We start from the raw sequence: 10158 nt of genomic DNA, 5'->3' as shown, positions 1-10158 counted from the left end.
TGGGCCCACCAGCTCGGTCCCGGCTCGGACCGCTACTTCAAGGGCTGGCGCCGGCCCGAGGTGCTGGCCGCGCGGCTGCAGGCGGTGGCCGACCATTGCCGCTCGCACGGCATCGCGCTCTACCTCTTCCTGCCGCCCATGCACGCCGAGCAGCGGGCGCGGCTGTCCGACTACGGCCTCGACGCGGAGTTCGACCGCTACAAGGAAGCGATGCGGGCCCTGGCGCCGGTCTTCGACTACGCGGTCGACGGGCCGCTGGCCCGCGACCGGGCCAACTTCACCGATCCGCGGCACGTGACGCCGGAGGTGGCGCGGGAGATCGTGGGCGACATCGTTGCCGAGATCCGCGCGGCGGAACGGCGCGGCCCCGACGCCCCGCCTGCCGATTGATGGAACAAGACATTTTTTGTACACTCAATTGTCATGCGGACCGGTTCCGGGCCCTCCGTCCTTCGCTCCCGGGGCCCGGCAAACCGCGAATCGCCCCGATTTTCGAACCCGATCATGCCCATGAGGTCCCACCGTGCACCCGCTCGCTAGCCGCCGGATACTGCGATCCGTCGTCGTACTGGTCCTGCCGCTCCTCCTGATCGGCGCCGCGGCGTCGGCCGTTCTCGCCGACCCCGCCGTGCTCGACTGGACCGACACCTGGGGCGGCCCCGGCGACCACAACGACGAAGCGACCTTCGCCTTCGCCGATCCTGGCGGCGACGGCGTCCTCGTGGCGGGCACCACGATCCGGCGGCCCGACATCCGGACGCTGGCGTTCGCCCGGCGCCTCGGTGCGGACGGGCTCGCCGACTGGACCACGATCGTTCCGCCCGACACCCTCGGCACGCTGCGGGCCGCCGTGCCGCTGGACGGGGGCGTCGTCCTCGTCGGGCGGGGCGCGGGCCTCCAGTTGGTCGCCGTGGGGGCCGACGGGAGCCTGCAGTGGGTTCTCGAGCGCCCGTTCCCGGCGGCGCTCGACTTCAGCTCCGAGGTGCGCGCCGTGCGCGGCCCGGGCGACCGCATCTACGCCGCCGCGGGCACCGCCGCGGGTTTCTTCCTGGTCGTCGTCTCGCCCGCCGGCGTCGTCGAACGCGAGACGACCATCACCACCACGACCCTGGCCTACAACCTGAACGACCTCGTCGTCGACGCCGCCGGCGACGTCTACCTCGGCGCGTGGCTGGGTGAGGGCAGCAGCCAGTGGCTCTCGATCCTGCGCGTCGACCCGACCGACGCCGTGCTCTGGCGCCAGGACACGACCGGCGACATCGGCTCCGTCTTCGGCAACCTCCGGCTGGCACTCCTGCCCGGCGGCGACGTCGTGGCCGCGGGCAATCCCGAATCGATCTGCGGCGTGTTCCGGGTGCAGGTGTGGAGCGTGGCGGCGGCCGACGGCGGCCTGCTCTGGAGCGACGTCCTGACCGAGGGCCCCTGCGCCAGCGCGGCGGTGCGCCGGATCGCCGTCGACGCGACCGGCGACGTGGTTGTCCTGGCCGACGGCGGCCTGGACGAGGCCTCGCTGGGGGATCGCGGCTTCGTGGTCGCCCGGTACGCCCCGGACGGCGAGCGCCGCTGGGCCCGGGTGGTTCCGAGCGGGGTGGGGAGCTCCGACCTGGACGGCGCGCTGGCCCTCACCGCCGACGGGGGCGTCGTCGTCACCGGCCGGTCGATCATCACGTGGCAGCTCCAGCGCCTGGTGACGTTCAGCCTCGCCCCGGACGGGGAGCTGCGCTGGCTCGACGCGTGGTCGGCGGGTCCGGCCCTCAGCAGCTCGGGTCAGGCCGTCGTCGTGGCCCCCGGCGGCGTGGTCTACGTGGTCGGGACGACGTGGAACGCCGATGTCTTCACGGACGCCGTGACCCTGCGCTACCACCACTTCACGGCCAGCGCCGTGGCGCCGTTGCCCGCGACCGGCGGCGGCCTGGAGGTGGCCCCGTTGCTGAACCCGTTCTCCGGCTCGACGCGCGTGCGGTTCCGGCTGCCCGCCGACGCGTCCTTCACCCTGGCCGTCTACGACGTGGCGGGACGTCGGGTGCGCCTGCTGCGGACCGGCCAGGCGGCGGCCGGGCCCCACGAGGTCACCTGGAGCGGACGTGACGACAACGGCCGCGTCCTGCCGTCGGGCACCTACCTGCTGCGCCTGGAAACGGCCCGGGGCGCCGTGACCCGGCGGGTCGGGCTGCTGCGGTAGCGGCCCGCCCGCCGGCTGGAACCCGCGGCCGGCGACCTGGTCCGGGCCCGGGGGGCGCCGGTGCAACAAAAGGCCCGCCGCTGCGTCCCCACGCCGGGCCCCGCACCTGGCGCGTGCGCCCCGTCCCCCGATCGGATACCTTGACCGACGTGCTGCAGCCTTCCGGCACCCCTTGATCCCGGAAACCGAGGAGACTCCCCCATGAAGTTCGTGTCCGCGTTGTTCTTCTGCCTCGCCCTGGCCGCGGGCGCCACCGGCGCCGCCGAGACGCCCCACTGGCTCCGCTACCCCGCCATCTCGCCCGACGGCCAGACGGTGGTCTTCAGCTACAAGGGCGACCTGTGGTCGGTGCCCGCCGCGGGCGGCGCGGCCACCCTGCTCACGACCGGCGACGCCTACGAGTTCGCCCCCGTGTGGAGCCACGACGGCACGCGCCTGGCCTTCGCCTCGGACCGCCACGGCAACTTCGACGTCTTCGTGATGCCGGCCGCGGGGGGCGAGGCCGTGCGCCTGACCTTCGACTCGGCCGGCGAGACGCCGGGCTCGTTCACCGCCGACGACACGGCGGTGCTCTTCTCGGCCACCCGTCAGGATCCCGCGAGCAACGCCCAGTTCCCGGTGGGCGGCATGAGCGAGCTGTACAGCGTGCCCGTCGCGGGCGGCGCCGTCACCCGCGTGCTGCCCGTGCCGGCCCAGGACGTGAGCGTCTCGGCCGACGGCAGGCAGCTCATCTACCACGACTGGAAGGGCTACGAGAGCCCCTGGCGCAAGCACCACCGCTCGGCCGTCACGCGCGACGTGTGGGTGTACGACATGGACAAGGACACCTACACGCAGCTGACGAGGAATCCGGCCGAGGACCGCAACCCGATCTTCGCCGGCAACAACAGCTTCGTCTGGTTGAGCGAGATGGGCGGCACCTTCAACGTGTGGCAGGGCGCCCTGGCCGACGCGGCCGCGGCCACGGCCCTCACGAAGTTCGACACCCATCCGGTGCGCTTCCTGAGCCGCGCGAACGACGGCACCCTGTGCTTCGCCTGGGACGGCGACCTCTACACCCTCGTGCCCGGCGGCGAGCCCCGCCTGATCCCCATCACCCTCGCGCTGGACGGCCTGACGCGCCTGGACGAGGTCGTGCCCGTGAACCAGGGCTTCACCGAGTTCGTCATCTCGCCCAACGACAAGGAGATCGCCTACGTCTTCCGGGGCGAGATCTTCGTCAGCAGCGTGGAGGGGGGCGTCACCAAGCGCCTGACCGACACGCCCTGGCAGGAGCGCGGCCCGACCTGGGGACCGGACGGCCGCACCCTCGGCTACGCCGCGGAGAAGGACGGCAGCTGGGATCTCTTCACCATGACCATCCGGCGCGACAGCGAGCCCTACTTCTACGCCGCGACCCTGCTCGACACCGAGACGATCGTCTCCACCGACGCCGAGGAGTTCCAGCCGCGCTTCTCGCCCGACGGCAAGGAGATCGCCTACCTCGAGAACCGCACCGAGATCCGCGTCGTGAACCTGAAGTCGAAGAAGACGCGCCGCGTGCTCGGCCCCGAGCACAACTACAGCTACGCCGACGGCGACCAGTGGTTCACCTGGTCGCCCGACAGCCGGTGGCTGCTGGCCACCTACGGCCCGCCCGAGCGCCTGATGACCTGGGAGATCGGCCTGGTCCCGGCCGACGGCAAGGGCGAGGTCACCAACCTCACCCTCAGCGGCTACGAGGACATGATGCCCAAGTGGGCCCTGGACGGGAAGGCCATGATCTGGGGCACCAACCGCGACGGCGCCCTGCGCCAGGGCGGCGGCGCGGTGACCTGGGACGTGCACGCGCTGTTCTTCGACCATGCGGCCTACGACCGCTTCCGCCTCTCCAAGGAGGACTTCGCTCTCGTGAAGGAGCAGGAGGAGAAGGCCGACAAGGACGCGAAGAAGGACGACGACGAGAAGAAGGAGAAGGACAAGGACGAGAAGGACGAGGTCGAACCGATCACCATCGACCGCGACAACCTGACCGAGCGCCGCGTCAAGCTGACGACGCATTCCTCGCCCGCGGCCGACTGGCTGCTCTCCCGGGACGGCGAGAAGCTCTTCTACCTGACCAGCTTCGAGAAGGGCCACGACGTGTGGGTCACCGAGACCCGCACCGGCGACACCAAGCTGCTGGCCAAGCTCGGCACGCGCGCCGGCGGCTTCGAGATGTCGTCGGACGGCAAGTTCCTCGTGGTGCTGGCCGGCGGCGGGATGAAGAAGGTCGACACCGAGTCGGGCCAGGTGGAGCCCCTGGCCACCAAGGGCGAGATGGTGCTGAAGCCGGCGGCCGAGCGGGCCTACATGTTCGATCACGTGTGGCGCCTGATGCAGCGCAAGTTCTACGTCCAGGACCTGCACGGCGTCGACTGGGCCGGCTACGGCGACGCCTACCGCCGCTTCCTGCCCCACATCAACAACAACCACGACTTCGCCGAGCTGCTGAGCGAGATGCTGGGCGAGCTGAACGCCTCGCACACGGGCTGCTACTACCGCCCGCGCAGCGAGCAGGCCGACCGCACCGCCAGGCTGGGCCTCTTCGTGTCCGGCAACGGGGGCGACGGCCTGCGGGTCGACGAGGTGATCACCGGCGGCCCCCTCGACCGGGCCGGCGTGAAGCTGAAGGCCGGCCACGTCGTCGAGCAGATCGACGGCATCGCGGTGACCGACGCCGCCGACTGGTCGGCGCTGCTGAACCGGAAGGTGGGCGACCGGGTGCTGCTCGCGGTGCGCGACCCGAAGTCGGGCGACCGCTGGGAGGAGGAGGTCAAGCCCATCGACGGCCGCGCCGAGTTCGAGCTGCTGTACGAGCGCTGGGTGCGCAACCGCCGCGACGAGGTGACGCGCCTCTCGGACGGCCGCATCGGCTACGTGCACGTGCGGTCCATGAACGACGACAGCATGCGCCACGTCATCGAGGAGGCCCTCGGCCGGCACATCGGCTGCGAGGCCCTCATCGTCGACACCCGCTTCAACGGCGGCGGCAACATCCACGAGCAGCTGTCCGACTTCCTCAACGGCACGGCGTACTTCGACATCATTCCCCACGGGCAGTACGTGGGCGCCGAGTCGTGGGACAAGTGGAACAAGCCGAGCATCGTCCTCATGGGCGAGAGCAACTACTCCGACGCCCACCTCTTCCCCCTCGCCTACAAGATCAAGGGCGTGGGCAAGACGCTGGGCATGCCGGTCCCGGGCACGGGCACCTTCGTCTGGTGGGAGAACCAGATCGACCCGACCCTCGTCTTCGGCATCCCCATGGGCGGCTGGCGCGGCGAGGACGGCAAGTTCGCCGAGAACACCCAGCTCGAGCCGGACATCGAGGTCCGCAACGAGCCGGGCGTGCTCACCCGGGGGCGCGACCAGCAGATCGAGGCGGCGGTGAAGGAGCTGTTGAAGTAGGAAGCCACCCGCCGCAACGCGACGAGGCCCGGCGCCCGAGTGCGCCGGGCCTCTTTTCGCGGGCGGCCTGCGCCCCGGGCCCAACGGGTTGGCGGGCAAGGTTCTAGGCGGCCACGGCCCCCCGGGGGGCGTCCGTCCCGGCAGACGATTCCCAAAAAAAACCGCCCAGATCAGACCTTTTCTGTCAGGATTAAGGCCTCGAGGATGCGGGAGACGCCGTCGCGGGCGCCTCCCCGCGGCATCGCACCGCACCCGATCCGGGCCCGGCGAGGAGGGCGCCATGGCAGGAACGACAAGGCGATCATGGCTCCTGGCGGCGCTTCTCCTGGTCAGTGCGCCCGTTCTGGCCGACGAGGGCCGGCAAGGTCCCGACCGGATCGGGGTCCTGCCCGACATCGGCGAGATCGATGCGGTCGTCACCCCCCGGGGCGAACTGATCCACCACGACTTCCGCACCGGCCGGACCACCCGGCTGCCCGCCTCGGACTGGCCCGACCTGCCGCCGGGCGCCTTCACCACGGCGCCCGTCCGGGGCCGGTACGGCAGCGAGCCGGGCGCCGCGGGGGACAAGAACTTCAACGGCTGGTCGATGGTGGCCGATCCGACCTTCGGCACCTACCCGCGCCACGTGAAGCTGCGACTGTTCAGCGTCACCGCCCTGGGCGACACCCTCGGGGGCCAGTGCAGCGGCACCCTGATCAGCCCGCTGCACGTGCTGACGGCGGGCCACTGCGTGTACTACCACGTCGAGAACGGGCTGCCGGCCTTCGAGTACGCCGACCGGGTGACCGTCACGCCGGGCTACGAGAGCGGATCCGGACCGTGGGGCGACGCCGAGGCCGCCTCGCTGCTGAGCTGGTCCGGCTGGGTCGACGACGAGGACCGCGACCACGACGTCGCGCTGATCACCCTCGACCGCCCGCTGGGCGCCCTCGCCGGCTGGCAGGGCTACGGCTACGACACCGAAGCGAACTTCTGGTACGGCTCCGGGTGGACGATCACCGGCTACCCGGCCGAGAGCCCCTACGACGGCCAGACCCAGTGGACCACGTCCGGCTCCTTCGACGTCTACTACGGCAACCAGATCCAGTTCGACCAGCCGTCGTGGGGCGGCGCCAGCGGCAGCGGCGCCGTCAACGGCGGTGCGGCGTACGGCGTGCTGACCGCCAGCGACCGCGAGACGAACACGATCGTCACCCGCCTGACGCCCGCCAAGTTCGGCGACATCCAGGCCCGGATCGCCACCGACCAGCCCGACACGCCCGACCTGTGGCCGCTGCAGGTGCTCACCTCGGCGAGCGGCGACACCGTCGCGGCCGGCGCGACCCTCGGGTCGTTCTTCTTCCGCATCCACAACTTCTCGGCGGCGCCGTGGTCGGGCCCGATTCCGTACCAGATCATGCTTTCGACCAACGACGTGATCGCCGGCACGGACATCGAGATCCACAGCGGCACCCTGAACCTGTCCATCGCGGCCAACGGCACCGCGAACGTGAACGTCCCCGCGGTGCAGATCGACCCGGACGTGCCGGAGGGCGACTACTTCGTCGGCGTGCGCCTGAACGTCAGCGACGCCGACCCCCTCAACGACGACACCGGGCCCCGCGACCTGGATTTCCTGAGGGTGGACTGCCCCTCGCCGCCGGCGCCCTGGATGGGGATCCCGGCCGACGACGCGACCTGCGTGCCGACGACCGGCGCGCAGCTGGCGTGGGGCAACGTGGCCTCGGCCGTGGTGTACCAGCTGATCTGGGGCAAGGTGGGCGACACCGCCAACGTGGTCAACGGCCTCACGGGCACCACCTACACCCTGCCCCAGCTCCAGCCCGACCAGCAGTACTTCTGGCAGGCCCGCGCAGGCAACGCCTGCGGGGTGTACAACACCGACTCGCCGAGCTTCCTGTTCACGACCCGGGACGAACCCGCCGTGCCGACCGTCGTCTTCCCGCCCGACGGCGACACCTGCCAACCGGCCTTCCAGGTCGTGATCGACTGGGAGGACGTGCCGGACGCCGCGGCCTACCAGGTGCGCTGGGCGACCACCTGCGGCTGGCCGACCACCCCGGCGACGAACACGCAGTCGGCCTACGCGATCCTCGGCCTCGCCGACGACGAGACCTACTTCTACCAGGTGCGCACCCAGGGCCCGTGCGGCAACTGGGGCGCGTGGTCGGACTGCCGCTCGTTCACCACCCGTCCCTCGGTGCTCGGCGTGCCCCAGCAGTTCTTCCCGCCCGCGGGCTACGGCTGCGTCGGCTCGCCCGCGGCCGTCAGCTGGGAGGCGATCGCGGGCGCCGACAGCTACGAGGTCGTTTGGGGCGCCACCTGCGCCGGCGCCGACACGCTGGTGGTGGCGACCAACGCGGCCCAGCTCCCGGTCAGCGGGCCGGGCGAGGTGGTCTGGAAGGTGCGCGCCAGCCGCTGCGGCTTCCCCGGCGACTTCTCGGCCTGCCACACCTTCACCGTGGACACGGCCGCGCCCGACACCGCGGCCAACTTCGCGTCGACCAGCCACGCGCCGGGGGTCTGGTCGGCCCAACCCGCGGTGGACCTCAAGTGGGACGACGTGGTCGATCCCGGCGGCTGCGGCCTCGTGTTCTGCGAGCTGGCCTGGCACGACGACGTCGTGCCGCCGCCCCTGCCCTGGAACGCGAGCACGCCGACGCAGCCCTACACCACGCCGCCCCTGCCGGACGGCGCCGGGAACTACATCCACCTGTGGGTGCGCGACGGGGCGGGGAACTTCGCCCCGGCGTCCCAGGTGCTCGGGCCCTTCGCCATCGACACCACCGGTCCCGAAGCGCCGGACGTGACGACCGTGCCCCCGGTGGGCGGCTACACGGGCCAGACCACCATCACGGCCGACTGGACGACGCCCGACGACGCGGGGGTCGGTTTCGCGGGATTCCGCCACGGGCTGTACGCCGATCCGCACGGGACGCCGTCCGGCGGGTTGTCCGGCGACCTGTCGGCGCAGTGGAGCGGGCTGTCCGACGGGCAGTACTGGTTCCGCCTGGCGGCCTTCGACAGCCTCGGCAACGCGGGCGACACCCTCGGCTTCGGACCCCTCGGCGTCGACACGACGCCTCCGGTCCCGGAGATCACCCTCCCGGAGCCGGGCGAGACGGTGGTCCACCTGCAGGCGGTCGACGTGTTCTACGACGCCCGCGACGTCGGCAGCGGCACAACCTGGCTCGAGTTCGCCTACTCGCCCGACGACGTGAACTGGTTCGCCATCGCCGCGGGCCCGCCGGCCGCGATCGGCGACCCCCTGCGCTGGGACGTGCCCTATCCCACCACCCCGACCATGCGCCTGCGCCTGCGGGCGACCGACGCGGTGGGCAACGTCGCCGTGTGGGTGCAGCCGGAGCCGCTGCGGGTGACCTCGACGGTCGGCGTGGCCGAGGGTGACGTGCCGTCGCGCGTCGGCATCGCCGGCGTGTACCCCAACCCGTTCAACCCGCGCACGACCATCCGCTACGGCCTCCCGCGGGCCGGCGACGTGCGGCTGACGGTGCACGACGCCACCGGCCGACTGGTGCGCACGCTGGCGGCGGACCGCGCCGGGGCCGGCTGGCGGGAGGCGGTGTGGAACGGCCTGGACGACGGCGGCCGGCGCGTGGCGAGCGGGGTGTACTTCGCCCGTCTGGTCGCCGGCGGCGAGACGGCGGTGCGGCCCATGACGTTGGTGAAATAGACGGTGTCCCGCGGGTGCCATTCCCGGCGAATCCATGCAACATCCGGCAGTCGAAAATCGTTTATCATTCGACCGGCCGCCGTCTCGCCCCGACACCAACTGATGGAGTTCCGATGCGCACCGTCATGACGTTCGTCCTGGCCCTGCTGCTGGCCACCCCCGCCCTAGCTGCCGAAGTCCCGGAGATCGCCAACACCGTCCCCGCCCACGACCCGGTCACCCTGCAACTCGAGGAGCTGTGGCGCCGCGGCGGCGAGGGCGACGACGTGATGATCGGCCTGCCGGTCGAGGCCATGTCCGACCCCGAGGGGCGCGTGTACCTGGCCGACCAGCAGCTCTGCCAGGCCTTCGTCTTCGGGCCCGACGGCGCGCTCCTCCGGACCCTCGGCCGCCAGGGCGAGGGCCCCGGCGAGGTGAGCGGCCCGGTCGACATGGTGCGCTTCCCCGACGGCACGGTCGGCCTCGCGGAGTTCTTCCCCGGCAAGATCGTGAAGATCGGCACCGACGGATTGCCCGCCGGCGAGGTGACCGTCGACGTGGGCCGCGGCGAGACCGGCGGCTTCACCATCCAGACCATGGCCGAGATGCAGGGCGACCATCTGCTCATGGCGGGCTCACGCTCCGAACCCGGCGAGAAGTTCACCGTGCGCACCCACTTCCTCGCGGCCATCGGACCCGACGGCAAGGAGACCGTGCGCTACATGGAGCAGGTTTCGCGCATCCAGCGGCCCCACTCGGTGGTGCACGAGAACGACTTCGTACCGGCCTTCCCCCTGGCGAGCGCGCTGGGTCCGGACGGCCGCGTCTACACCCCCGCCGACCGCGAGCACTACGCGGTGAACGTCTTCCT

Annotated in this window: 5 protein-coding genes; all 5 read left to right on the top strand. The window is 71.7% G+C overall.

Annotation, left to right across the window (positions count from 1 at the left end):
- Nucleotides 1–390 (top strand): hypothetical protein (locus KDM41_13440; protein ID MCB1184432.1); only part of this gene is annotated, 390 nt, incomplete at its 5' end.
- Nucleotides 391–523: 133 nt separating this feature from the next.
- A complete protein-coding gene (locus KDM41_13435) occupies nucleotides 524–2182 on the top strand; it encodes a hypothetical protein (GenBank protein MCB1184431.1) in 1659 nt (552 codons plus the stop codon).
- A gap of 201 nt (nucleotides 2183–2383) precedes the next feature.
- Complete coding sequence (locus KDM41_13430; GenBank protein MCB1184430.1) at nucleotides 2384–5611, top strand: PD40 domain-containing protein; 3228 nt, start codon at nucleotides 2384–2386, stop codon at nucleotides 5609–5611.
- A gap of 280 nt (nucleotides 5612–5891) precedes the next feature.
- Nucleotides 5892–9308 (top strand): trypsin-like serine protease, encoded by a 3417-nt coding sequence (locus KDM41_13425; GenBank protein MCB1184429.1) that lies wholly within the window; start codon nucleotides 5892–5894, stop codon nucleotides 9306–9308.
- A 113-nt stretch (nucleotides 9309–9421) separates the two neighbouring features.
- A partial coding sequence (locus tag KDM41_13420; GenBank protein ID MCB1184428.1) for a hypothetical protein occupies nucleotides 9422–10158 on the top strand: 737 nt, incomplete at its 3' end.

It is taken from the genome of bacterium (assembly GCA_020440705.1).
Lineage (GTDB): Bacteria > Krumholzibacteriota > Krumholzibacteriia > LZORAL124-64-63 > LZORAL124-64-63 > JAGRNP01.
The sequence above is the reverse complement of the archived record's forward strand: the minus strand, read 5'-3'. Positions and strand labels throughout refer to the sequence as shown.

Bases quoted from the DNA above. Each gene is read 5' to 3' on its own strand.
- KDM41_13430 (MCB1184430.1), top strand. From the start codon at position 2,384: ATGAAGTTCGTGTCCGCGTTGTTCTTCTGCCTCGCCCTGGCCGCGGGC.
- KDM41_13425 (MCB1184429.1), top strand. From the start codon at position 5,892: ATGGCAGGAACGACAAGGCGATCATGGCTCCTGGCGGCGCTTCTCCTG.